This window comes from Flavobacterium aquidurense, from assembly GCF_002217195.1.
Lineage (GTDB): Bacteria > Bacteroidota > Bacteroidia > Flavobacteriales > Flavobacteriaceae > Flavobacterium > Flavobacterium frigidimaris.
This window is the reverse complement of record NZ_MUGR01000034.1, coordinates 29,572-52,565: the sequence shown is the minus strand read 5'-3', so window position 1 is coordinate 52,565 and position 22,994 is coordinate 29,572. Positions and strand designations below refer to the sequence as shown.

17 protein-coding genes are annotated in these 22,994 nt (G+C 34.3%); 12 read left to right on the top strand and 5 right to left on the bottom strand.

The genetic code is table 11. The annotated features are described in order from the left end of the window. Positions 1–40: 40 nt before the first annotated feature. The 7 genes from metF (at position 41) to B0A67_RS16780 (ending at position 10,172) form a co-directional block, all read left to right on the top strand. On the top strand, positions 41–997 hold the full coding sequence (gene metF / locus B0A67_RS16810) for a methylenetetrahydrofolate reductase [NAD(P)H] (protein WP_072954675.1): 957 nt from the start codon (positions 41–43) through the stop codon (positions 995–997). Between the two features lie 248 nt (positions 998–1,245). Then, on the top strand, positions 1,246–1,899 hold the full coding sequence (locus tag B0A67_RS16805) for a class I SAM-dependent methyltransferase (protein ID WP_072954672.1): 654 nt from the start codon (positions 1,246–1,248) through the stop codon (positions 1,897–1,899). Between the two features lie 318 nt (positions 1,900–2,217). Beyond that, positions 2,218–3,441: a dicarboxylate/amino acid:cation symporter gene (locus B0A67_RS16800; RefSeq protein ID WP_072954669.1), complete on the top strand. Its 1,224-nt coding sequence runs from the start codon at positions 2,218–2,220 to the stop codon at positions 3,439–3,441. A 126-nt stretch (positions 3,442–3,567) separates the two neighbouring features. Next, positions 3,568–4,977 carry a pyridoxal phosphate-dependent decarboxylase family protein gene (locus B0A67_RS16795; RefSeq protein WP_072954666.1) on the top strand — a complete coding sequence of 470 codons (1,410 nt, stop codon included), beginning with the start codon at positions 3,568–3,570 and terminating at the stop codon, positions 4,975–4,977. Positions 4,978–5,270: 293 nt separating this feature from the next. Continuing rightward, positions 5,271–7,613, top strand: coding sequence for a TonB-dependent receptor (locus tag B0A67_RS16790; protein WP_072954663.1), 2,343 nt, complete (start codon positions 5,271–5,273; stop codon positions 7,611–7,613). 40 nt (positions 7,614–7,653) lie between these two features. Next, positions 7,654–8,898, top strand: coding sequence for a DUF4374 domain-containing protein (locus B0A67_RS16785; protein ID WP_072954659.1), 1,245 nt, complete (start codon positions 7,654–7,656; stop codon positions 8,896–8,898). 107 nt (positions 8,899–9,005) lie between these two features. Next, positions 9,006–10,172, top strand: coding sequence for a PepSY-associated TM helix domain-containing protein (locus B0A67_RS16780; RefSeq protein ID WP_072954655.1), 1,167 nt, complete (start codon positions 9,006–9,008; stop codon positions 10,170–10,172). A gap of 410 nt (positions 10,173–10,582) precedes the next feature. On the opposite strand, the gene B0A67_RS16775 is transcribed toward B0A67_RS16780, so the two are convergent. Further along, the gene (locus B0A67_RS16775; protein ID WP_072954650.1) at positions 10,583–12,706 is read right to left on the bottom strand and encodes an outer membrane beta-barrel family protein; all 2,124 of its coding nucleotides are present in this window, start codon (positions 12,704–12,706) and stop codon (positions 10,583–10,585) included. A gap of 474 nt (positions 12,707–13,180) precedes the next feature. After that, positions 13,181–14,077 carry a gliding motility-associated ABC transporter ATP-binding subunit GldA gene (gene gldA, locus B0A67_RS16770; protein ID WP_072954647.1) on the bottom strand — a complete coding sequence of 299 codons (897 nt, stop codon included), beginning with the start codon at positions 14,075–14,077 and terminating at the stop codon, positions 13,181–13,183. A gap of 143 nt (positions 14,078–14,220) precedes the next feature. Here gldA and B0A67_RS16765 point away from each other — a divergent pair, with 143 nt between their 5' ends. Continuing rightward, positions 14,221–14,808, top strand: a complete 588-nt coding sequence (locus B0A67_RS16765; protein ID WP_072955549.1) for an outer membrane beta-barrel protein — start codon at positions 14,221–14,223, stop codon at positions 14,806–14,808. Positions 14,809–15,419: 611 nt separating this feature from the next. After that, positions 15,420–16,766 carry a deoxyguanosinetriphosphate triphosphohydrolase gene (locus tag B0A67_RS16760; RefSeq protein ID WP_072954644.1) on the top strand — a complete coding sequence of 449 codons (1,347 nt, stop codon included), beginning with the start codon at positions 15,420–15,422 and terminating at the stop codon, positions 16,764–16,766. Between the two features lie 93 nt (positions 16,767–16,859). Here B0A67_RS16760 and B0A67_RS16755 read toward each other — a convergent pair whose 3' ends face one another. Genes B0A67_RS16755 through B0A67_RS16745 form a run of 3 tightly spaced genes read right to left on the bottom strand, consistent with a single transcriptional unit; the run spans position 16,860 to position 20,669 of the window. Further along, positions 16,860–17,861, bottom strand: coding sequence for a DUF3078 domain-containing protein (locus B0A67_RS16755; protein WP_072954641.1), 1,002 nt, complete (start codon positions 17,859–17,861; stop codon positions 16,860–16,862). A 33-nt stretch (positions 17,862–17,894) separates the two neighbouring features. Beyond that, positions 17,895–19,682 (bottom strand): 1-deoxy-D-xylulose-5-phosphate synthase, encoded by a 1,788-nt coding sequence (locus tag B0A67_RS16750; RefSeq protein WP_072954638.1) that lies wholly within the window; start codon positions 19,680–19,682, stop codon positions 17,895–17,897. 33 nt (positions 19,683–19,715) lie between these two features. Then, positions 19,716–20,669, bottom strand: coding sequence for an energy transducer TonB (locus tag B0A67_RS16745; protein WP_072954634.1), 954 nt, complete (start codon positions 20,667–20,669; stop codon positions 19,716–19,718). 62 nt (positions 20,670–20,731) lie between these two features. Here B0A67_RS16745 and B0A67_RS16740 point away from each other — a divergent pair, with 62 nt between their 5' ends. The 3 genes from B0A67_RS16740 to B0A67_RS16730 all read left to right on the top strand — a co-directional run bounded on the left by B0A67_RS16740 (position 20,732) and on the right by B0A67_RS16730 (position 22,770). Beyond that, positions 20,732–21,175, top strand: a complete 444-nt coding sequence (locus B0A67_RS16740; RefSeq protein WP_072954631.1) for a nucleoside deaminase — start codon at positions 20,732–20,734, stop codon at positions 21,173–21,175. A 77-nt stretch (positions 21,176–21,252) separates the two neighbouring features. Continuing rightward, positions 21,253–21,885: a hypothetical protein gene (locus tag B0A67_RS16735; RefSeq protein WP_072954628.1), complete on the top strand. Its 633-nt coding sequence runs from the start codon at positions 21,253–21,255 to the stop codon at positions 21,883–21,885. Positions 21,886–22,014: 129 nt separating this feature from the next. Beyond that, a complete protein-coding gene (locus B0A67_RS16730; RefSeq protein WP_084074455.1) occupies positions 22,015–22,770 on the top strand; it encodes an SIMPL domain-containing protein in 756 nt (251 codons plus the stop codon). The last annotated feature ends 224 nt before the right edge of the window (positions 22,771–22,994 follow it).

Genomic DNA, 22,994 nt, shown 5'->3' with positions numbered 1-22,994 from the left:
CCTTTCAGGAATTACCCCTTCGGGGGCTAGGGGGCTGAATATGAAAGTAACACAACATTTAGAAAACGCCAAAGGAAAAACATTATTCTCATTTGAAATTATTCCGCCTCAAAAGGGGAAAAGTATTCAGGAATTATACGATAATATCGATCCGTTGATGGAGTTTAAACCACCATTTATTGATGTAACAACTTCACGCGAAGAATATATTTATATTGATAAAGGCAACGGACTTTTAGATAAAAAACTAACTCGTATGCGTCCGGGAACGCTTGGAATTTGCGCTTCTATAAAACATAAATACAATGTAGATACCGTTCCTCATGTACTTTGCGGAGGATTTACAAAAGAAGAAACTGAATACCTTTTGGTAGATTGTAACTACTTAGGAATCGACAATGTGATGGCTTTACGTGGTGATGCCATGAAAGACGAACAATATTTTATCCCAAAAGCAGGCGGAAACGATTATGCTGTAGATTTGGTAAAACAAATCAGTTTACTGAACCAGGGAAAATACCTTCATGAGGTAATGGATGCTGATAACAAAGCTGATTTTTGTATTGGTGTTGCGGGTTATCCGGAGAAACACCTGGAATCTCCCTCATTACAATCAGACTTAAAAAGACTTAAAGAAAAAGTAGATGCCGGAGCTGATTATGTAGTAACGCAGATGTTTTTTGACAACTCAAAATATTTTAAATTTGTTGAGAAAGCCAGAGAAATGGGCATCACAATTCCTATCATTCCGGGAATAAAACCAATTGCAGTGCAAAGACATTTACAGGTTTTACCGCAAATCTTCCGCATCGATTTACCGGAGGATTTGATTCACGCCGTAGATTCGTGCAAGAACAATGCAGAAATCAGACAAGTAGGTATTGAATGGGCCATTCAGCAATCTTTAGAACTAAAAGCTGCGGGAGTGCCTGTTTTGCATTATTATTCAATGGGGAAATCTGAGAATATTCGCCAGATTGCAAGCCATCTTTTTTAATTTTTTTTCACCATTAAGAAATTAAGATTATTAAGTGTCAGGCTTAATTTTTTAATAATTAAGAGAATAAAAGTTTTTAGGAGCTATTCCCAGCTGTCCACTATATCTTTTGTGGTGAACCCCACCACAAAAGGATGCCGCTCCCATCTGGGCTAGGATATCAGGAGTTAAATTAAGATATTTAGTAGGTATTCGTGGAGTTGGAATTTGGAATTTTTTAATTTGGAATTTTATTTAAATTTACCATTATGAAACAAGAAGAATTACAAGCAATAGCTTCTCAGCTGAAACATCCAACGGGAGAAAAAGGAATAGAAATGGGGAACATGATGAATGAAACCAACATCAACATGACACGCCATTCAATTCAGAATCTGCATATAGAATCAGGAAATACAATTCTGGAATTAGGTCACGGAAATGCGGGACACGTAGCGTTTATCTTCGATCAGGCTGAAAATATTAAATATTACGGACTTGAAATGTCTGAATTAATGTTTCAGGAAGCGCGCCAGATCAACAGAAATTTTGTTTCCCAAAAACAAGCTTTCTTTTCGATTTATGACGGAACTGAAATTCCGTTTGAAGATAATTTATTTAATAAAGTATTTACGGTAAATACCATTTATTTCTGGCAGGAACCTGAAAAATTACTTTCGGAAATTTACAGGGTTTTGCAGCCAAAAGGAATTTTATGCATCACTTTTGCCGAAGAAAGTTTTATGAAACAGCTTCCTTTTACGCAATTCGAATTTGAACTTTACAGCACTGAAAAGGCCGAAAAGCTAATTGAAAAATCGCCTTTTAAAATCATAAACAAAGAAACGCTGACAGAAAAAGTAAAAAGCAAAACCGACGAATTGGTCGACAGGGCTTTTACTACTTTGGTTTTAGAAAAATAATGATTAATTGGCATCAAGGGTATAATGTGCCGTTAGGCACAAAATGTAGGTAACAACTAAATCCAAAATGCGTTGGCTTGCCGTAGGTACGCAATAGAGATCGGTTTGTTGCGTACCTACGGCACGCTAAATCTATATTTATTCATCATTTCTACCAACATCTTGTGCCTAACGGCACATTTATTAGCATAAATTAAAAATCATTTGAAATCCTTTTAATCAGTGGCATAAAAAAAATAATTTCAGCACTCTTTTTTTGAGTAATTTAATTGATTTTTATTTCAGGTTTCTATTTCCAAATTCTAATACGGCTTAATTATGGAGGTTAAAAAAATCAATTTTCTAAAAAGTTACAGCAGTGTCTTGCTGCTTTTGGGCGGAATCATAATTGGAAGTATTTTTGGATTAGTTTTTAAAGAGAAAGTTGCCGTTATAAAACCGGTTGGAGACATCTTTCTCAACTTGCTTTTTACAGCGATTATTCCGCTAGTTTTTTTTACCATTACTTCTTCAATTGCCAATTTAGAAAAAACAGAAAAGTTAGGAAGATTATTTGTTGTAATGATTGCTGTTTTTTTAGGAACACTTCTTATTTCAGCTATCGTGATGATAATTGCCGTCTCACTTTTTCCTATTCACGAGAACATTATAATTACTAAAATTCCGCTGGAAAATATTCAATCCGGAAATGTTGGCGATCAAATAGCACAGTTACTTACTACAAATGATTTTTACGAATTGTTATCCCGGAAAAGTATGCTGGCGCTTATTATATTTTCATTTTTAATAGGTTTTGCCACTTTGCAATCAGGAGAAAAAGGAAATGCTTTCAAAAGCTTTCTGGATTCAGGAAATGAAGTGATGAAGCAGCTTCTGACGATGATTATGAAACTGGCCCCAATAGGTTTAGGGGCTTATTTTGCTTATCAGGTTAGCTTTTATGGCCCCCAATTATTTGGTGTTTATGCCAAACCACTAGGTGTTTATTATGTTGCCTGCGTATTTTATTTCTTTGTGTTTTTTAGTTTATACGCTTTATTGGCAGGAGGCAAAAGAGCGTTTATCGTTTTCTGGAGCAACAATATCACACCTTCATTAACCGCAATAGGAACCTGCAGCAGTATCGCAACCATTCCGGCAAACCTCAACGCAGCCGAAAAAATGGGCATTCCCAAACATGTCAGGAATTTGGTTATTCCGTTGGGAGCACCTTTACACAAAGACGGTTCAAGTATGTCGTCTATTCTAAAAATCACCTTTCTTTTTGCGATGTTCGGAAAAGATTTTACAGAACCATCAACCATACTTTTAGCATTGGGAATTACTATCATCGTGTCGATAGTAGAAGGCGGAATTCCCAACGGAGGTTACATAGGAGAAGTTTTAGCCATAACGGTTTATGGATTACCAATGGAACAAGCTTTGCCGGTAGCCATGATTTTAGGAACTCTCGTTGATCCAATTGCGACCTTATTAAATGCCAACGGCGATGTGATTTCCTCTATGATGGTCTCGCGTTTTTCTGAAAAAACCAAATGGTAAACTAGCTGTAGAAAACAAAATCTAGTCAAATATATAAATCAGTGTCAATCTGCTTAATTTGTATGATCCGTGGGCTATTTTTGGCAATCACGCAGTCATACTGCTAAGCATTAAAAATAATATAGAATGAATGCAATACTTCAACACGATCTAAATGATCTCGAAAATATACTGAATTGTGCCAGGCAGCAAGGATTAGATTTCCTGAATAATCTTGAAAATATTCCCACTTCAAATAAAAATACGATTGACCCAACCCGAAATTTAAATAAAGAGGGTTTAGGATCATTAGCAGCTTTAAAAGAATTTAAAGAAAGATTAGCGCCTTTGATGGTTGCTTCTCAAGGTCCCAGATATTTAGGATTTGTAACCGGTGGATCAACGCCTGCTTCGATTGTGGGAGATTGGCTGGCATCAGTTTATGATCAAAATACGCAGGCTGTAAATGCTCAGGGAGGGGTTTCGGCTTTGATAGAATTTGAAACTATCAATCTGTTGTTACAATTATTAGACTTGCCAAAATCATTTTCAGGAGGATTTGTAACGGGAGCAACAATGTCCAATTTTACCTGTTTGGGCGTTGCAAGACAATGGTTTGGAGCTCAGTCCGGGAAAGATTTTGCTAAAAACGGAATATCAGAAGCGATTAATATTCTAACTGCAACACCACATTCTTCTTCGATAAAAACATTATCGATGTTAGGTATCGGAAGTAATAATTATACAGCCATAAAAACGATGGAAGACAATCGTGAGGCAATTGATATCGATGATTTAGAAAAGAATATTCAAAATCTAAACGGAAAACCTTTTATTTTAATATCAAGTGCCGGAACGGTAAATACCGCTGATTTTGATGATTTTACGGCTATTTTACAGCTAAAGCAAAAATATAAATTCTGGTGGCATATTGATGCTGCCTTTGGCGGTTTTGCAGCAGTTTCAGAAAAATTCAAACATCTGGTTGAAGATTGGGAAGGAGCTGACAGTATTACAATTGATTGCCATAAATGGCTGAATGTACCGTATGAAAGTGCTTTTTATTTGATTAAAAAAGAGCATATGCATTTACAGGTAGAAACTTTTCAGAACTCGAATGCACCTTATTTAGGTAATCCTCTTGAAAACTTTAATTATCTGAATGTATTGCCTGAGAACTCACGCCGCTTAAGAGCTTTGCCGGTTTGGTTCTCGTTAGTAGCTTACGGAAAAGAAGGCTTTCAGGATATTGTAGAAAATAGTACAGCTTTGGCGTTGCATTTTGCAAACGAACTTATCGAAGACGGCGATTTTGAACTTTTAGCGCCAATTCGCCTGAATAATGTTTGCTTTACTTTAAAAGGAGATCATAATCAGGAAAACGTAAGTCAGTTCCTGACTCATTTAAATGATAAAGGAAAAGTGTTTATGACGCCAACTGTGTATCAAAATCGTAAAGGAATCAGAGCCTCTTTTGTAAACTGGCGTACAACAGAAAATGACATAAAGATGATTATAAAAGAACTCAGAGAAACTATTTTAGATTTGGAGATATAGTCTGTTTTTACATTTTTAAAAGCCTGTTTAGATTGTAAACGGGCTTTTTTTTATGCTTTTTTTTAAGTTTTTTCTAAAATAAAGCTTTAAATTTTAACTTTTTGATTAATGAATTTTAAGCAAATATTAAGTTAAACTTAATTATTTATTAAGAATGTTGATTATTTTTATAAATATCTCTGTTTAAAAGTTAATTGCTGTTCTTATTTAGAATAATTAAAAATAGCTTGCAAAAACTCTTCTGAGAGCTTAATTTTGTTGCAAATTTAATTTTCAAATAAAAAATTTAAATAATGCAAACAAGTAGATTTCTACTCTTGATCACAATTCTCTTCACTTCACTTCAAGGGTACTCACAAAAAAATAAAGTAAGCTTAACGGGAGTTGTAACAAATCTGGGCAAACCTGCCGAAGGCGTTTCTGTAGTTTTGAAAGGAACGGCATATGCGACACTAACAAATAACAAAGGTGAATACAGGATTAATGCAGAAGCCGGAGATTATGTTTTATTGGTTACTCATGTAGGCTATAAAAAGACTGAAGCAGCAGTTTCCTTAAAACAAGGCGCAAAACCTACTCAAAATATTGCAATAGACGAGGATATGGCAAACTTGAATGAAGTTGCCGTTACAGGAAAATCGAAAGTACAAAGAGTACGGGAGCAGGCTTATAACATTACAGCTGTAGATCTTAAAAAAACGTACAACACCTCTGCCGATTTAAATCAGGTTCTAAATAAAACAACGGGAGTTCGTATTCGCGAATACGGAGGATTAGGATCTGCTTTTAATTTTTCATTGAATGGCTTTTCAGGTAATCAGGTTAAATTCTTTCTGGATGGAGTACCGATGGACAGTTATGGTTCAGCTCTTACACTAAATAATATTCCGGTAAACATGGCCGAAAGAATTGATGTTTATAAAGGAGTTGTTCCTATCGAGTTAGGTGCAGATGCATTGGGAGGAGCTGTAAATATTATAACCAATAAAAATGTAAATCGCTATATTGATGCATCTTACAGTTACGGTTCCTTTAATACGCACAGAGCGGCATTGAATACAAGGTTTTCTGGCCGTGACGGATTTATTGCCAACATTAATGCATTCGCGAATTACTCAGATAATGATTATAAGGTTGATGTAAGTGTTGTAGATAAAAATACTTCGAAATATTTACCGGAACAAAAATACAAGCACTTTCACGATGCCTATAAGTCCGGAACCATAATGGCAGAGGCAGGATTTAAAAATAGAAGTTTTGCAGATTATTTGTTAGTTGGTTTTGCTGTAGCGGGTAACAAAAAAGAAATTCAGCAAGGAAGAACAATGCAAAAGGTCGTTGGACAAGCCTTTACAGATAGTGACAGTTTTATTACTTCTCTAAAATATAAAAAAGATAATCTTTTTACAAAAGGACTATCTGTAAATATTAATTCGACTTATGCTTTAGTAAACAGCCGTTCTATAGATACGTCATCAAGAGTTTATGACTGGACAGGGAATTATGTATACAGACAATTTGCAGGAGCTAATGATAAAGGAGAATTGGGTAATAAAACTATGTATGTGTATGATGAAGAAAATGCTCAGGTAAATACAAATTTGAAATATCAATTGGGCGAACAACATTCTGTTGCGGTAAATTATTCTTATTTAGGATACAAGCGTAAAGAAACTAATGAGTATTTAAAAGTAGTTGAACTTGGAGAACCAACAATTAACAAAAATATATTAGGGTTAAGCTACAATTTTAGCGGCTTGGAGAATCGATTAGCAATCTCGGGTTTTGGTAAAATGTTTGATTTAAGTACCGAAATGATTTCTAATAATGTAACTCAATCTTCATCATCTACAAATTACGGTTATGGAGCAACCGCAGCCTATCACATATCAGATAAGTTTCAGGTAAAAGGATCTTATGAACATGCCTATCGTTTACCTGCTGCAATAGAAATGCTAGGAGACGGATTAACAGTAAATAGTAATATAGGATTAAAACCTGAAAGTAGCGACAATGCTAATTTAGGATTGGCTTTTCATACTCAAAAAAACAATAATCAGTTTGCTGCAGAAACGAGCTTGATTTATAGAGAAGCAAAAGATTTTATTAGAGAAAGACAAGACGGAGATAAAACCGTTTTTGAAAATCTTCAGAATGTACAAATAACCGGTATCGATGGTGTTTTAAGATACGGTTATAAAGATCTGGTAAATTTTGAAGTAAATGGTACATATCAAAAGAGCCTCAACAAAAATAAATACAAAATAGGGACAAATAGTCCTGATGCTTTATATGATGCACAATTACCCAACGTTCCAATCTTTTATGGAAATGCAGATTTGACCTTTAATTTTAAAAATATCAAATATAAAGGCGACCGACTTTCTCTAAATATAAGTGCCAATTATATAGATGCTTTTTACCTGACCTGGCCAATATTAGGAAGTTTAGAAACTAAAAAAGCAATTCCGGAACAATTTACTGAAAATGCTATGGTTTCTTATTCCTTTTTAAACGGGAAATACAATCTCGCTTTCGAGTGCAGAAATATTACCGATGTAAAAGTGTACGACTATTTTAAGGTTCAAAAACCCGGACGTGCCTTCTCTGTTAAGTTCAGATACTTTCTTCAGTAATAGAATAAATTTTAATAATAACCCTTAATACATTATAATCATGTTTGTAAACAAATTTCAAAAATGCTTTGCATTGGCATTACTGTCATTAACTACTTTTTCTTGTAGTAGTGATGATGCTAAAACACCAGAAGAGCCAGGTACAACTAATTCTAAATATGTAACCTCATATTGGTTAGACGATTATACGCAGTATATCTTAGATTTTAATTCGATTGATAAATTAATGACCGGAGAAATCAGTGCCAAAGGAGTAGGTATTGAGCAAGGCGGAAGCTGTTTTCCTGTACAAAATACGTTTTTTGCACTAAGTACGGATGATGAAGGAGCGGTTTCATTTCATCTTAATAACGCAGGAAAATTAGTATCCGGAGGTAAACTTGCTTTTGAATCTTCTTATGCTGTTGGTTACACTGATGATAAAAAAATGATCAATATTGGAGCAACCTGGGATGGTAGCTCATCAGACTATGAATTGATGATTTACAATCCTGCAACCGTTTCTATCGATGGCCGTAAATTCAATGATTTTAGTGTTGATCCTGCAAACAAAAAAATATTATACTGGCCAACAGGAGCGGCAGTTTCCGGAGATAAACTTTTTGTTCCGGTATATATTAAAGATGTAACTGACGGAAGTAATAAAGTATTGTCATCCGATGCTATTGTGAGAGTTTACAAATATCCTTCTTTAGAATATGTAACTACAATAAAAGATGCAAGAACAGCTGCTATCGGAATGTATTATACTAATACAGGAATTGTACAAACAGAATCAGGAGATATTTATACGTTTTCATCTAATGCTCATGCTGGTGGTTATCCCCCTACAGCAGTTACTTCTGGAGTATTGCGTATCAAAAAAGGAGATGCTAAGTTTGATCCGGGTTACTTTTTTGATCTTGAAACTAGTACTCTAAAAGGAAAAGTTTTGGCAGCATATCCGTTAGGAGGAGAGAAAGTTTTTATTTCTTATATTCCTAATAGTGTAGATTCAAAAGATAATTTTTATAGCTTCTTAGGTACAAAAACTATTTTCAAGTCTGCAATACTTGACCTGGCTGCTAAAACAATTTTGCCGGTTGCAGGTTTACCTGATCACGGTGGAGATGAGTTTTTCGGATTGGGAAGTTTATTTGTAGAAAACGGAAAAGCATACAAAAGTTTTGTTACAGGTACTGAAGCTCGTGTTTATCAAATAGATATCGCGACTGGTACTGCAAAATCAGGAGCGCTTCTTAAAGAAGGTCTTTATTTGCCTGCTATTGGTAAGTTGACTTTCTAAATAAATACATTTTTAAATGGCTTGGAGTATTATTTAGGTAATCCCAGGCCATTTTTTTAATTTTTTACTGACTGTATAAAAGCATTACTTTCCAAAATTATAATTCAATGGATATTTTTAAAAACCGTACCAATAAACCACCCAATAAAGGAAAATCACGTTTTAGTAAAATCAATGCCTGGCTGCATTTATGGCTCGGATTAGCATCTGGAATAATCGTATTTATTATGGGAATTACCGGTTGTATTTTGGTTTTCGAGCAGGAAATCAAAGCGCTAACTTCACCGTATTTAAATGTCGAAGCGCAAGGCCCTGAGAAACTATTACCGCCTTCAAAAATATATGCTGCTGTTCATAAAGCATTGCCTAATAAAGAAATTCATGGCGTTTGGTATAATGGTTTAGATAAATCAATTAAGGTCGATATCGAATCGGATTCGTTGATTTATGTAAATCCGTATAACGGTAAAATTACCGGAATGGTACATCATGAAGATTTCTTTCATTTTATGGATGAAGGGCATCGTAATCTTTGGTTAGAGCGTGAAATTGGTTCTCAAATAACTGCCTGGGCAACGGTGGTCTTCTTCTTTTTGCTCATAAGTGGACTGATACTTTGGTTCCCGAAAAAATGGAATAAAACAACCCGAAACGCTAGTTTTAAAATAAAATGGGATGCGAAGTTCAAACGCCTTAATTATGATTTGCATAATGTTATGGGATTTTATACGCTGATTTTGGCTGCACTTATTGCTTTTACAGGACTATTGATGAGTTTTCATTGGTTACGGGAAAGTACCTATTGGGTAGCCGGAGGATGGGCTGATGAAAAAGACAAGAAAGAACAAGTTGTTGCAGTAAAAAAAGATACTTTATCGCAACAGCAATTAGATAAATTGGCTGGAGCCGATATTATCTGGAAGAAAGTAAGAACAGAAATTGCGAAGGAAAATAAAGAAGCCGTTATCATTCATTTTCCGGATGAACCAAAAGACGATTTCTATGCTTGTACAGATATGAATAAAGGAGTCTGGAGAGATTTATACTTTAATTCCCAAACGTTAGAATTACTTCCAAGTTCGCAGGACTACATTGGCGATGCCCGTTTTTCAAAATGGTTAATGCGATCCAATTATAGTCTTCATGTTGGTGCAATTGGAGGAATACCAACCAAGATTGTTTATTTTTTAGGCAGCTTGATATGCGCCAGTTTACCTATTACCGGATTTTATATCTGGTGGGGAAGAAAGAAAAAACAAAAAACCAAAACATAATTCGGCTTTAATTTTATTTACTTTTTTGTTGGTTAGTGCTTAAAAGTCTTTTGGTAGAAGTAACATTCTTCAAAAGACTTTTTCTTGTTTAAGAAACAGAATGAAGTATTAACCCAAAACGAATCGTTCATGTGAATATTTCCGTTTGTCAGCCTGAGTGAAGTCGAAGTCCCTCAAAGTGATTCAGCATACGGGATTTCGACTTCACTCAGGCTGGCATTATTGTAGATAAACTGGTAACGTAAAATAAACCGGCGTAAATTGGTTTAAATCCGTGCCATCCGTGTGCCATCTTCGCCCATATTTGCAAGTAATTTATCAACTAAAAACAGAAAGAGCCTGCTAACTACAACAGGCTCTATTCCATCAAAAAAAAAACAAAAACAAGGGGAAACTAAAGATTCAAAATATTAGATTCTATAAGTAAAGGCGATTGTTGCAATGCGATTATCAAGATCATATCTTTTATTGATACTTGTTTGCGCTATAACCGAATTGATGTGAAAATTATTGGTATTGAAAATATCCGTAACATTCAGTTTAATACTTCCTTTTTTCGCAAGTACTTGTTTCGAGATTCCGATACTAAAATCAAAGAACTCATCTCTTTGATAAATACCCAGATTAGATTTCGATTGGTACTGTACGTTTGCTTCGGCTTTCCAGCTTTTTGTGATCGTAAAAGAGTTTTGTATGCTTAAATTTACAGTAACAATGGGTTCAATTTTGTCTGTATTCACCACATTACCCATAAATTTATTTTCGAAAATATTGAAAAGCGTATTTATAGACCACCATTTATAAATTTCGGCAGTATTGGTAATATTGGCCCCGTAGTTATAAGACTTGTCAACATTAATCTGCGAAGTCACCGTAGTATTATTGTCCGGATTGTAGACATAAACTTCTGTAAATACATCTTTAGTTTTACTAAAGTAAAGCGAAGCCATAAACGCACTTTTCCAGGCATAACCTATTTCTGCCGAATGTGTAATTTCAGGAACTAAATTTGGATTTCCCTGAGAGTAGTTGAACGAATCATCATAAAAACGAAACGGGTTCAGATCGAACTGGCTCGGTCTGTTGATTCTTTTGCTATAAGAAGCGTGCATCGAATGATTGCTGGTCAATTCATATTTCATAGAAACACTTGGAAACCATTTCAGATAGTCATCCTTATGTTCTTCGTTCAGGGTTTTTTGTAAAATGTTGATCGCAGTATATTCAGAACGTAAACCAGCCTGAATGTTGAACTTTTCCATTTGGTATTTATAATTGGCGTAAGCCGCATAAATTTGTTCCTTATATTCAAAGTGATTCGTCGAATTAAGGTCAACAATCCATTGGTTGTTGTCATTGTATTCGTAAACGGATGGATTATCATTATTTTTTACGCTGGCTTTAAAGCCCCACTCAATAGATTGTTTTTCTTTAAGCGGATTTGTAAAATCAACTTTTCCTGTAAAAACTTTTAATTGCGACGGAATAAAACCTCTTCGGTCATTAATAGTAGTTACACTTGAAGGATCTATATTTTTTGCACTCTGAAACTGATTCGATCTGAATTTTGAAGTTTCATATTCAAAATCAAAAGACATATTTTTTCCTTCGGTATTAAATTTATGAACTCCCGAAAATGCATACGTATAATCATTCCATTTTTCCTTGCTGTCATTATAAGTTGCTGCATCAAATTGTACCACATCCATGGCATTGACCAAAGTATTTCTACCGTTTGCCATGTTTTCGTAGCGGCCTAATTTTGCATCAACATACACTTCTAAATTGGTTTTAGGAGAAACTTCGTAGGTAGTTCCTATTTTAAAATTATTAGAAGTCAGCGGTTCATCAGTAGTTGAGGTTTGATGGTTTTTTGTCGAAATGGTTTGAAGCGTTGCATCTGTATATTGATTCTGATTGAATTCTTTGCGCTCTTCTTCACCTCTGAAAGTGTAGCTGTAGTTTCCGTAAACGCCAAATTTGTCCTTATTGTAGCTTAAGTTGGCACCCGAGTTGGTTCTGTTCTTTCTGCCTCTTCCATAATTGGTAAAAACAGTTCCTTTAAGTCCGCCAGCATTTGGTTTCTTTAGAATAATATTGATAATTCCGGCTTTTCCGGTTGCGTCGTATTTAGAAGATGGGTTCGTAATTACTTCTATTTGTTTAATATTCGATGAGGTTGTTGATTTTAAATAATTCGCCAGTTCTTTTTGCGAAAGCTGCGTCAATTTGCCATTGATCATTACGCCAACACCTTGTTGTCCGCGAATCGATAATTCGCCATCCTGAGACACTACAACACCCGGAGCACGCGATAAAACATCTAATGCTGTTCCGCCTTCAGAGACAATACTGTTTTCGACATTAAAAACCAATCGATCTGACTTTTGAGTATATAAAACTTTCTTTTTTGTGATTACAATCTCATCTAATGCATTGATAGAAGTTTCGACAATACTATCGGTTTCTTTTTCTGTCTGCGAATAACCGTAGACCGAAAAGGCAAGCATAAGAGATGTTATAATATTCTTCATGATATCTGGATTTGATTTTTGTAATAGGGGATTTTAAAGGGATTTTTTTAACTTTAGAGAAGAAGAAATAATCAGGCCAAAACAATTTGTTCTAATTTATCAGAAAGTATTTTTAGAAAGTGTGAAAAATAACCGGACAGCTTCGAAAAGTATAATGAAATAAGGTGGAGTACAGAGAACATTTGAGTGGTATTTTGAAGTTTCAATTTTCAAATATAATACTATTTATATCAAGTCTAAATAAAAATAGTTAAAATTTACAACGAAAAACCTAAAGAGCTGATAATTAAGGGTTGTTGATTTAGTAAAAATGGATAAAATGTGCTCTAAAAACAAAAGTCCGATAATAAAGTCAATATAATAGCGCTGCATGTAGAGAAGTAACATCAGAAAGTATTGCAAAATAAAAGTCAATTATTTTTATAATAGAAATAATTGACTTTTATCTGTAAACCGAGACTGTAAACTGAGACGCTACTTAGTAATTTCTCTAAAAACAGCTTCCAGGTTTTTATTTTTCTGATTGAGTTGTAATGTTTTTAAACCATTTGCATTTGCGAAGTCAAAAATTGCAGGGCGCATATCTTTTTCAGCAACAAACGTCAATTCCCAGGTCATATCATGGATATTTATGTATGATGTAATATTTTCCAGTTTTGCCAAAAGCTGTTCTTCAATCTGATAATCAAATTCTACTTCGATTACCTGTTCCTTGTTTTCAGAGACTAAATGGTCCAGTTTTTTATCGGCAACAATTTTTCCTTTGTCAATAATAATGACACGATCGCAAATCGCTTCAACTTCCTGCATAATATGGGTCGATAAAAAAACTGTTTTATCTTTCCCTACGTTTTTAATTACATTACGAATTTCCATCAACTGGTTCGGGTCCAGTCCGGTAGTAGGTTCGTCGAGAATCAGAACATCAGGATTGTGCAATAAAGCATTGGCAAGTCCCACACGCTGGCGGTATCCTTTAGACAATTGTCCTATCTTTTTATGGCTTTCGGCTGACAGTCCTGTCAGTTGAATCACTTCTTCAATTCTTAATTTAGGAACTTTATAAACATCTGCATTAAAAGCCAAATACTCACGAACATACAAATCCAGATACAACGGATTATGCTCCGGTAAATAGCCAATAGAACTTTGAACCGCCTTGGTGTCCGTCATGACATCATGACCATTTACAAGGGCTGAGCCGTCATCTGCAAGTAAATACGTAGTCAAAATTTTCATCAAGGTAGATTTTCCTGCTCCGTTTGGACCAAGAAATCCAACAATTTCTCCTTTTTGAATAGAGAACGAAATCGAATTTAATGCTTTTTGAGTTCCGTAACTTTTTGATATGTTGTTTACTTCTATCGACATGACTTTTTATTTGCTACAAAAGTAAACAGAAATAGTTTTGATTACTAAATTTTGCCTTTCAAAGAATTGAATTTAAAAATGAAATGCGCGGGAATAGTGGCATCTTTATTGTTAAAGGACTATTAAAATTAATAAATATCACAATGAAAAAAATGTTAGTTGTTCTTGCATTGGCTATGGTAAGCTTTGCAAATGCTCAAAAAGGGTCTGTTTTAGTAATGGGAAGTATTGAGTACAATTCTCAAAATGTATCCAATTCAGGTTCTGAAACTAAAGAGAATTATTTTGGTTTTTCTCCTAAAGTAGGTTATCAATTTCACGAAAACTGGACTGCAGGTATTGAGGCAGGATTTGGTACTGCAAAAACAGAATTTGGTCGTGCTGAGGATAAAACAAATGATTTTTCATTAGGAGGTTTTTTACGTTATTCTAAGCCATTGAACCAAACTTTTTCTGCTTATGCTGATTTAGGAGTGGGTTACCAAAATACCAAACATACAATTACTGGTACGCCGTTAGCTGGAATTAATAAAGGAGACGGATTTTATGTTGATGTTACTCCTGCAATTTTTATCAATGTTAATAAAGGATTTGGTTTAAACTTCAATATTGGAGGGTTAGGTTACAATACTTATAATTTTGATGGAAATGACGGAAACGGAGATAACGTTAAAAATTTTAATTTCACTTTCGGAAAAGCATTTTCTGTAGGGATCTCAAAGAATTTCTAATTTTTAGAAATATATTTCAATTTCGAAAAAGCATCCGCCGCGGCGGATGCTTTTTTTGTATTTCTAGTGTTCTAAAGAGTTCAAAAAAAACTTGTGTGATATAATTCTTGCTTATTTTACATTGACCTCAAAAATTTCTGTATAAGTAATAGAAGTTTTTTCTTTGTCATTAAATTCATAATTAAGAACTGCTTCTATTGTATTAATTCCCTTTTTGATTAATACCTGTTTTTGACGTTTTTTTTATTGTTCGTTTAACTTTTGTGTTATCGACATCTGTATTTTCAATCTTAAAACTACGTTTAGCATTGGTACATTGGCTATTAAATAGTGATACTTTAGGGTGTCTCCAACTTTTAAATGTTGTTTGACAAATCATTGTGCTTAAATTAATTCGTGAAGATTCGTGAAATTCGTGGCGAATAAAACATTTAACACAAATCATTGGGTTTAAATTAATTCGTGAAATTTGTGGCAAACAAAAACATTTAATCTTTTAAATCAAATTAATCTATGACCTGTTTTTATTCAATATTATCCCAAAATAAACGTATTTTTGACCCTTTAGATCATCAGTCTAAAATCTAAAATCAGAAATCTAAAATATCAAAATGAACTGGGAACAACTTTTATCCTTAAAACGCCAAGGCGATACAAGCAAAAGATTACGTGTAGAACAAGATGATACCCGATTGGGTTTTGAGGTAGATTATGACAGGATTATTTTTTCGGCTGCATTTCGATCTTTACAGGATAAAACACAGGTAATTCCGCTTTCTAAAACAGATTTTGTACATACAAGACTTACGCATAGTTTAGAGGTTTCTGTTGTTGGGCGTTCTTTAGGGCGTCTGGTTGGAAAAAAAATCATTGAGAAATATCCGCATCTAAAAGAAGTACACGGTTACCATATGAATGATTTTGGGGCTATTGTAGCCGCAGCATCATTGGCACATGATATTGGTAATCCGCCTTTTGGACATTCTGGTGAAAAAGCCATCGGAGAATATTTTTCGATAGGAAACGGACTAAAATACAAAGATCAGTTGACGGCCAAAGAATGGCAGGATTTAATTGATTTTGAAGGTAATGCAAACGGATTTTCAGTTCTTACTGCGAGCCGTCCGGGAATCGAAGGCGGACTTCGAATTTCATACGCCACTTTGGGTGCTTTTATGAAATATCCTAAAGAGAGTTTGCCTAAAAAGCCAACAAATGCGATTGCAGATAAAAAATACGGTTTCTTTCAGACTGATAAAGCATTCTTTGGAGAAGTTGCTAAGGATATGGGAATGATCACCAATAAATCAGGCAGCGATATTGGCTTCGAAAGACATCCTCTGGCTTATTTAGTAGAAGCCGCAGATGATATTTGCTACACCATTATCGATTTTGAAGACGGAATAAATTTAGGATTGGTATCTGAAGATTATGCTTTAGAATATTTGATAAAACTGGTAAAAGACAACATCGGAGTTGCAAAATACAAGACTTTAACAACAAAAGAGGACAGAATCAGTTATTTGCGTGCTTTGGCAATAGGAACTTTAATCAATGATGCCGTCAATGTTTTTATTGAGAATGAAGAAGCTATTCTGGCCGGAAAATTCCCTTTTGCCTTAACGGATAAAAGCAAGTACAAAGCGCAGATGAATGATATTATCAATTTAAGCGTCGAAAAAATATATCAGAGCCGTGAGGTTATTGAGAAAGAAATTGTGGGTTATCAGATTATCCAGACTTTACTGGATAAATTTATAACTGCTTTTAATAATACCTATGATGGAACTGCTTCTAATTACGACAAGTTGATTTTGAAAATGTTACCGGAAAAACACCATCTGGATAAAACGAATTTATACGAGCGTTTACTGCATATTTGCCACTATGTTTCGCTGCTGACAGACGGAAATGCATTAGAATTATTCGAAACGATAAACGGACGAAAAAACAATTAAAATAAGCTAAGTTTTAAGCTAAAAAAAATACCACATAAAAACGATGTTGCTATGTGGTATTTTTTTGTTTAATATCTTGAAATATTATTTTTATTATTGAAAAGCGTATACAAGTCCCACTCCTAAAACTTGTCTCAACTGAGCTCTTGGTCCGTTATTTACCTGAGAAGTAGAGCCCGTTGTTGGGTCAACAACATCTTTTTTGGTTTTGATATCATCGTCATAAACCAAATGAATACCAATATTTGCTTTTACATACGCATTTACCACAAGGTCTAAACGAGTATCATAATCAACATCGACATTCCCGAATTTGTTAAGATAATCAGTATATAAGCTTAACCTGTTCTCGTAAAAAATGTTCTTGTAAATTTCACTTTTCATATATCCGGTCACCAAAATACCAAATTCGGCTTTTATTTTCTGTCCGTTTTCAATTAAAATCTGGCTGTTAGGATCCATAGGATCAGGAGCATAAACGGCTTTTTTAACACCAAAAGATCCCTGATTCGCTAAATCCTGGTCTAATACCAAAGTAGTCTTTAGAGTAACAGGAGAGAAGTAAAATGTTCTGTTTTTCTTTTTATTTGAGTTTTCAGCTCCAGCTCCTAAAAATACATATGCCGGTGCAAAAGGTTTAGAGATCGCAATGTCCCTGTTTGGATAATTGTACCCGTTTGTAAATTGCGTATTGAAATTAAATTTAGCCGAATAATACCAATTTGAAAGCGTGTCTTTTCTGAATCCGTAAGTAGAATTCAGCATAAGAGCGTCATCTGTTTTTCTAAGTTCAGTACCGTCTTGTTTGTTTAAACCATATTTTACAATAAGTTCATTAGCCCATTTATGATTTCCTTTGATATAAGTTCTTCCAAATTCACCTTTAAACAAACCAGAAATAGAACTTGTTCCCCCTGCACTCCAATTCACAAAAGCGATTTCAGAAATATCAAAGCCTAATTGATTCTTTTTAGCCCAATTAGAAGGTGGCGGAGGTAATTGGTTGGGTGCCAAAGTCGTTTGAATGATTTGAGCAAAGTTATGTGAGGTACACAAAAGCAATAAAAGCAGAAGGGTAGAACGCAATAATTTCATTATGATTTTAGGTTTTTTGGTAGTGCAAAATAATTATTTTGTATCGGTTGAAAAAAGATTTATCAAACTTTTAACGTCTATTTTGCATAATTGTTGTAATTGATTTACTGTTCCGTGCTCAATAAACATATCAGGAATGCCTAAAAGAGTCACTTTATTATTATAATTATGAGAGGCGGCAAACTCCAGAATAGCACTTCCAAAACCGCCATTTACTGTTCCGTCTTCAATCGTAATTATGTTATCGAACTTAGAGAATATTGTTTCTAGTTGTTTGATATCCATTGGTTTAATGAATGGGAAATCATAGTGGGCAATTGTTTCCGGATTCGTAGATTCATTAATCGCCAAAGTCACATTATTTCCAATTGTTCCGGTCGATAAAACAGCTGTTTTAGTTCCTGATTTTAATAGGTTAGCCTGTCCTATAATTATGTTCTCATAATGTCCGAAATTTTCTACTTCCCAATTTGGCACAACGCCCCGACCTCTTGGATATCGAATTGCGATTGGGTGATTTAAGCCTAATTGAGCGGTATATAAAATGTTTTGCAATGCAATTTCGTTGATTGGTGCGTAGATGATCATATTAGGGATTGCCCTTAAATAAGCGATATCAAAAACACCGTGATGTGTTGCGCCATCTTCGCCCACTAAACCCGCTCTGTCTAAACAAAAAATAACGGGCAGATTTTGCAATGCTACATCATGAATCAACTGATCGTAGGCGCGCTGCAGGAAAGTCGAATAAATAGTGCAATATACGATCATGCCTTGTGTCGCCATTCCGGCGGCAAGCGTTACGGCGTGTTGCTCTGCAATTCCAACATCAAAAGCACGTTCCGGAATTTCATCCATCATGAACTTTAAAGAACTGCCAGATGGCATTGCCGGAGTAATTCCGATGATTTTTTCGTTTTTTCTGGCCAGATCTAAAATCGTTAAACCAAAAACATCCTGAAATTTCGGAGGAAGATTTTCTTCAGATTTCAAAATAATTTCTCCGGTCGAAGCATCAAATTTACCGGGCGCATGATATTTTACCTGATTTTCTTCCGCTTGCTGCAGGCCTTTTCCTTTTGTAGTTACAATATGTAGAAATTTAGGCCCTTTTATCTTTTTTAAACGGTTGAGTTCCTTGATTAAAGCAGGAAGATCATGTCCGTCAATTGGTCCCGAATAATCAAAATTCAATGATTTGATCATGTTATTCTGTCTCGGATTTTTCCCGTTTTTAACCGCTGTTAAATATTTCTTTAAAGCACCTACGCTCGGATCAATTCCAATAGCATTATCGTTTAAAATAACCAAAACATTTGCATCGGTAACACCGGCATGGTTCAAACCTTCAAAAGCCATTCCGGATGCAATAGAAGCATCACCAATAACTGCGATATGCTGTTTGTTGAAGTCGCCTTTTAATTGAGAAGCAATGGCCATTCCCAGGGCTGCCGAAATAGAAGTAGAAGAATGCCCCACACCAAAAGTATCATAAATACTTTCGCTTCTTTTTGGGAAACCGGAAATACCGTCAATTTGTCTGTTGGTATGAAAATTTTCTCTTCTTTCCGTCAGGATTTTATGCCCGTAAGCCTGATGTCCAACATCCCAAACCAATAAATCTTCAGGAGTATTAAAAACATAATGCAGCGCAATAGTCAATTCGATTACGCCTAAGCTGGAACCTAAGTGCCCTTCTTTTACAGAAACGACATCAATAATAAAATCGCGTAATTCCTGAGCAACCTCAATAAGTTGATCTTCTTTTAAAAGACGTAAATCAGCGGGATTGTGTATGTCTGAAAGTAAATTGCTTTTCATTGTAAGGTAAAAAGCAAATTTACGGTTTTAAATTTAATTTTCCTGCTCAGAAGTTTCAGCGGGATCTTTTTCAAATGTTATGGGTAAAGAATAAATCATTCTTATTTTTTTTCCATTGGATTCTCCAGGTTGCCATTTAGGAGATAATTTTAAAACTCGAATGATTTCTTGTTTCAGCGCATCGTCAATTGCTGTCACAGATGCAACATAATTTAAAGAACCATCTGTTTCTACTGCAAAAGAGATTTTAATTTTAGAGGTATCTTTATTTGAATTTTCGGGAAGATTTAATTCATTTGCAAAAAAACTATAAAACTGTTCATTGCCTCCTGGAAAAACGGGTGCTGTTTCTATGGCTGCATAACCATTATAGATTATTTCTTCAGTGTTCTCGTTTTCTGTAACTTCTCCACATTTTGTTGGTACAGGCGGAACGAATTTAATTTTTTTATGGTTCGCTGTTTCCTTCTTTGATTTTGAAGTGCTTGAATTATTATTTACAGGTGACTTCACAAATTTGACCTGATCGACTTTTGGAGGTGGTGGAGGCGGCAAAAGAGGGGTGTTTGAATTGCTGATTTTTGATTTACCCACAGAGATATGTTCTGTTGGAGTATCATTATCAACAACTTCTATTTTGTCAATTTTCTGTTTGTTTCCATCCTTATCTGCACAACTAAACAATGTAGTTCCCATGGCAATAAACAAAGCCAGCAAAAACATTTTGTGATAATGGGTTTGGGTATAAAGTACACGGCTCGGGATCTGAATGCTGATCGAATCTAATTGTGATTTCTTAAACCTTCCGCAAATATTGGTATTTTGATTTTGAATGAAGTAATGCTGTACTTCATCTGGTAACATAATTGTAAAATCCACAACAGTTTTAGAGCAACTCAGGCAAAAACGACCATTATCTTTAGGTGACATCTTGTCCCAATTTTCGTGGCAAGGTTCCGGAATTATTATTTTATGTTTTCTTTCCATTTTTTGAATATCAGCATTTAAATGTAATAAAAAATAAATAGTAAAACCTTATTTTTGCCACTATGATAAATCCCTTCACCGACGAATATTTTATGAAAAAAGCTCTGCAGGAAGCTGAAATGGCTTTTGAGAAAGGCGAAATTCCTGTTGGAGCCATTATTGTCGTTGCAGACAGAGTAATTGCAAGCAGTCATAATTTAACCGAATTACTAAATGATGTTACGGCTCATGCCGAAATGCAATCGATAACCGCTGCAGCAAACTTTCTGGGCGGAAAATACCTAAAAGATTGTACTTTATACGTTACGCTTGAACCTTGCCAGATGTGTGCAGGAGCTTTGTATTGGAGTCAGATTTCGAAAATTGTTTTTGGCGCCCGCGACGAACAACGCGGTTTTATAACAATGGGAACAAAACTACATCCTAAAACTACCGTAGTTTCTGGAGTTATGGCCAATGAAGCTGCAGATCTTATGAAAAGGTTTTTTATTGAAAGACGAAAATAAAAGTAAGATTTTTACTTATTAGCAGTTGATGATTATTTATTTTTGTCATAAATTATTAATAAAGTTTATAGTAGTTTATGACAGATTTTTCAAGAATAAAAAAGCTATTTCACATTACAGAGCCTAATGGTTTTAGTAATGATGAAATTCAAACGGTTAAAAATATTTTCGGGCAGCTTCCAGAGGTTTTTGTTGATTATTATACGGAATTAGGTAAAATTCAAAACCTGAATCATACTCAGGATTTATTAATTGTACCGGAGCGTTTTCAATATTATAAACATGATGATTATTTGATATTTTATTCGGAAAATCAAAAAGCTTGCGTTTGGGGAATTCACAAAGACGATTTGTCGAAATCTGATCCGCCCGTCTACATGAGTGAGGATCAAAAAACATGGAATAAGGAAACTGAAACCTTAATTGAGTTTTTTACTGCAATGGCTTACCTTCAAGCTGTTTTTGGGCTTGAATTTGGTTGTGATGGATTTTATCAGTTAGAGCAAAGTGATTTGAATTTTATTAGTGAAAATTTCAAAAATAAAGGAGTGTCGTTTAAACAATGGATTCAGGGTATAAATTTTTACGGCAATTATGATGATGACGTAATTATGATTTCAAGTAATTATGATATGTTTTATGCCGCAAATAGTAAGGAGCATTTTGCTGAACTCGATGTGGTTTTATCAAAACTGGGAACAGAGTTGTAAAGCTTCTGACTAATGAAACTGCAAATTTAATGAAGCGTTTTTTTTGTTGAAAAAATAAAAAAGAAATTTATTCTTACAAATGTATATATTTGCAATTAATTAATACTACAAATTTTTTAATTGTTTTTTATGGAAAAAATTAAATCTTCAATAGTTATTGGTATAGCAATAATTATTACTGCTTGGATTTTGGGTAAAGGATTTCAAAACAGAAACTCAAACCTCGATTCCATTTCTGTTGTTGGATTAGGGACTAAGGATTTTGTTTCTGATGAAATTCTTTGGTCGGGGAGTTTTACAACTAATAGTACTGATATTAAGGAAGCTTATAATAAAATTGTATCAGATCAGAAAATAGTAAAAGATTTTTTTATTCAAAAAGGCTTTAAACCAAATGAATTTACTTTTAGTGCTGTAGATTTTGAAAAGAATTTTAAAGAAATCAGAAGCGAAAGCAATGAAAGTTTTCAGACAAAATATGAGAAGGTTTTTGTTGGATATCAGGCAACACAGATGATTTCGTTTTCGGCTAAAAAAAATCCTGATTTTATGAAACGTATTGAAGAAGTGTCCAGTAAATCATCAGAACTGGTTAATTCGGGAATTAATTTAGTATCAAATACAATTCAGTACACCTATTCAGGTCTTCCAAGTTTAAAACAAAGTCTAATAGAAAAAGCTACTAAAGACGCTAATGAGAGAGCATCTAAAATTGTCAAAACAGCCGATGGTAGTTTGGGAAAATTGAAAAATGCAAATATGGGTGTTTTTCAGATTACAGGTCAGGGTTCAACAGAGGAAGATAGTTATGGCGGAACTAATGATACATACAGTAAAAATAAAACGGCAAGAATTACAGTTCGGTTAACATATGAACTGGACTAAGGTCTTTTTTTGTTTTTATCACTGCAATTGGAATAATAATTTATCTATTGAAATTTTAAATGATAGTATTTAAAGAATCAAAATCAATTTTAAATAACAGTATTTACTGAATTTTCCTCTTAAATTATTTATAAAAATACTTTATATTTACCGCAATATAATTGGTATATCATTAGTTATGAATTTAACTGTGAAAAGCTAAAAATGTTGTATCAGTTTTAAAA

Excerpts from the sequence above, each read along its gene's own strand:
- B0A67_RS16755 (WP_072954641.1), bottom strand. The coding sequence starts at position 17,861 with ATGAAATTATTGCGTTCTACCCTTCTGCTTTTATTGCTTTTGTGTACC.
- B0A67_RS16750 (WP_072954638.1), bottom strand. The coding sequence starts at position 19,682 with ATGAAAAGCAATTTACTTTCAGACATACACAATCCCGCTGATTTACGT.
- B0A67_RS16780 (WP_072954655.1), top strand. The coding sequence starts at position 9,006 with ATGGATATTTTTAAAAACCGTACCAATAAACCACCCAATAAAGGAAAA.
- B0A67_RS16785 (WP_072954659.1), top strand. The coding sequence starts at position 7,654 with ATGTTTGTAAACAAATTTCAAAAATGCTTTGCATTGGCATTACTGTCA.
- B0A67_RS16735 (WP_072954628.1), top strand. The coding sequence starts at position 21,253 with ATGACAGATTTTTCAAGAATAAAAAAGCTATTTCACATTACAGAGCCT.
- B0A67_RS16775 (WP_072954650.1), bottom strand. The coding sequence starts at position 12,706 with ATGAAGAATATTATAACATCTCTTATGCTTGCCTTTTCGGTCTACGGT.
- B0A67_RS16765 (WP_072955549.1), top strand. The coding sequence starts at position 14,221 with ATGAAAAAAATGTTAGTTGTTCTTGCATTGGCTATGGTAAGCTTTGCA.
- B0A67_RS16795 (WP_072954666.1), top strand. The coding sequence starts at position 3,568 with ATGAATGCAATACTTCAACACGATCTAAATGATCTCGAAAATATACTG.
- metF (WP_072954675.1), top strand. The coding sequence starts at position 41 with ATGAAAGTAACACAACATTTAGAAAACGCCAAAGGAAAAACATTATTC.
- B0A67_RS16740 (WP_072954631.1), top strand. The coding sequence starts at position 20,732 with ATGATAAATCCCTTCACCGACGAATATTTTATGAAAAAAGCTCTGCAG.
- gldA (WP_072954647.1), bottom strand. The coding sequence starts at position 14,077 with ATGTCGATAGAAGTAAACAACATATCAAAAAGTTACGGAACTCAAAAA.
- B0A67_RS16760 (WP_072954644.1), top strand. The coding sequence starts at position 15,420 with ATGAACTGGGAACAACTTTTATCCTTAAAACGCCAAGGCGATACAAGC.
- B0A67_RS16790 (WP_072954663.1), top strand. The coding sequence starts at position 5,271 with ATGCAAACAAGTAGATTTCTACTCTTGATCACAATTCTCTTCACTTCA.
- B0A67_RS16800 (WP_072954669.1), top strand. The coding sequence starts at position 2,218 with ATGGAGGTTAAAAAAATCAATTTTCTAAAAAGTTACAGCAGTGTCTTG.
- B0A67_RS16745 (WP_072954634.1), bottom strand. The coding sequence starts at position 20,669 with ATGGAAAGAAAACATAAAATAATAATTCCGGAACCTTGCCACGAAAAT.
- B0A67_RS16805 (WP_072954672.1), top strand. The coding sequence starts at position 1,246 with ATGAAACAAGAAGAATTACAAGCAATAGCTTCTCAGCTGAAACATCCA.
- B0A67_RS16730 (WP_084074455.1), top strand. The coding sequence starts at position 22,015 with ATGGAAAAAATTAAATCTTCAATAGTTATTGGTATAGCAATAATTATT.